This is a genomic window from Vibrio sp. M260112 (genome assembly GCF_036533775.1).
Taxonomy (GTDB): domain Bacteria; phylum Pseudomonadota; class Gammaproteobacteria; order Enterobacterales; family Vibrionaceae; genus Vibrio.
Genome location: NZ_JATABH010000119.1, coordinates 1 through 2,163, shown reverse-complemented (window position 1 = coordinate 2,163; position 2,163 = coordinate 1). Strand labels below are relative to the sequence as shown.

2 protein-coding genes and 1 pseudogene are annotated in these 2,163 nt (G+C 36.9%); 1 reads left to right on the top strand and 2 read right to left on the bottom strand.

Annotated features, from left to right (window positions below):
• Nucleotides 1-637: 637 nt before the first annotated feature.
• Nucleotides 638-913, bottom strand: coding sequence for a hypothetical protein (locus QTN95_RS20285; protein ID WP_331418790.1), 276 nt, complete (start codon nt 911-913; stop codon nt 638-640).
• Complete coding sequence (locus QTN95_RS20280) at nt 910-1,974, bottom strand: DUF3289 family protein (protein WP_331418789.1); 1,065 nt, start codon at nt 1,972-1,974, stop codon at nt 910-912. Before QTN95_RS20280 ends, QTN95_RS20285 begins: the two co-directional genes overlap by 4 nt.
• Before the next feature lie 64 nt (nt 1,975-2,038).
• Here QTN95_RS20280 and QTN95_RS20275 point away from each other — a divergent pair.
• Nucleotides 2,039-2,163, top strand: a pseudogene (locus QTN95_RS20275) (transposase); the annotation flags it as partial.

Sequence of the window (2,163 nt, the reverse complement as noted above, 5' to 3'; positions counted from 1 at the left end):
TCTGCGACTAAATGGAAGTGCTCTTTAAACTCATCGATATGCATTGTGGGTAGGTCTCTTTGTTAAAAGAGAGTATATGATCACAGCTAGATATGATCGTCAAACCGATCATTCTAAGTGGTTAGAAAATGTTCGCGATCTCACCCTGCGCCAACAGTGGCTCACAGCACGCAACCCTCTCCCCCTGTCGGACAAATTAATACCGATTTCACCGATAGATTATGCCTGGAGCATAAGTATCTTTTAATAGTGCCTGTCCTTTTAGTAACCTGAATTGGTAGAGAGAATCATGTAAGATATTGAGTTCGCGCATCTTGTTGTTTGGTTGTTGTTTTTTGGCGAAACCATTTGATCACATGACAAGATGTGCATATACCTTAACTTTATGATTTTTATCTAAATCATCAGGGGATTCCTCAGAGCGTTGTACGATGAACACAGCGATGCTAGAGGCGGTCTTGAGTGAAGGCCTAAACGCGGTGGGTAAAAATTAAACACTCATGCGGTCGCCCTGCATCTGAACATAAAACAACAAAGGCACTAATAATATTAATGGTTTTAATTTCATAATTTAAAATCAACCTGTGTTATAAATAGCTTGAACTTGTATCCTTCAAAGTTTTGAGTGCCCTTTTTATCATCCAAAAATAAACAAACTCAATGGAAAACCTGCAAGAATCATGTAAGCAGCAAACCACCACCATAATTTTTTATAGGCTGTATATATCGAACCGATAAAAAAACTCAAAGGAAGGCCAACAAATAAAGCAATAGGACCAACAACGTCCTCTATCCATGATGGAGCGTTATAATTAAACCTTGGAACTCCTAAATGAAAAACCATACTATCCCAAATTAAGATATAAAGATAAAGAGGCATAAGTAATAAAACAAAACGAATATACTTAATCATAATTCAAATGTCATTTTGGCAATAAAAGGTTTGAACCCATACATTCTATAGTGTTGTAATAGATACCAAGATCTGAACCCTTCTAACCATTCATAGGGCTTACCATCGTTTTCTTCAATATTATCAAATGGGTCATGATCAATATCTTTAACATCTAAACCAAAATGGTCTTGAACCTCATACCTGAACTTACCTCGAATTTGATTTGCTTTATATTCAAGACTTTCGATATAAACTTGCATTGACCAAATACCATGAACAGATAAAACTGTTCCATCAGCAAGGTTAGGGTGAGGATCTAACTTACTAATATCGCCGACTAAAAATTGAGGTAAAGGCTTACCTTTTGAAGACATCATGTATTTACTTGAAACACTAACGATATCATCAGGTAATTTCCCATTTTTAAGGTTTTCTTCTAAGCATTTTTTCAAGGCTTTATGAAAATTAGCGGTAGTTTCGTGATCTTTTAACGCATTAGTTAACAATGGGTTACTGTAATAACCTCCCTCATTACGCTCAAATTTATCAACCATGTCAGAAAAAATAGAGCTTGTTTCAAACCCCATTAAAGAACCGATCTTAGAGTTAGAGAATAAATCCCCTAAGCTTCGCATACGTTTGAAATGTTCACTCGGTGGTAAAGAAAATTGATCTTTTCCGTATAGTGTGTAACCTTCTCGATGGGAATAATACTCTGATTGCTTAAACGGCTTCATCAAACCATATTGCTCAATCGTCTCTTTACTCTCATCTCCAAAAGTCATATCTGATGCATCAAAATCGTCCATTTTGTTTTGTGTTTCAAAAACCAATAACGGAAAATTACCCTCTACGGGCTTCCATTTTTCATTGGCTTCACGTTTAGCTAATGTTTCAGCCCTTTGTGCTGCATATCGAGATTGGTTAGCTTGAACATAAGCCCAAGTTTCTTCAGATTGTTTAATCCGCTCTTTACGTTGACGTTCTATTTTTTCTCTTAGTAAAAAATGAAAGGACACACGCCATAAAGGATGAAATAAGAATGAGTTGTTGATACTTACGCCAAAGGTTCCATTCATGCGGGTTGCCTATTGTTGTTGGCATTCTTAACCTCACTGAATAACTCACCAAAGGAGCGTAAAAATGACAACTGCGAGAAAACAACAGATATGCGTTGATGCCACACCTTATTATCATTGCGTCTCTCGCTGTGTCAGGCGTAGCTTCCTGTGTGGGACTGACCCTATCACTCAACAAAATTATGAGCA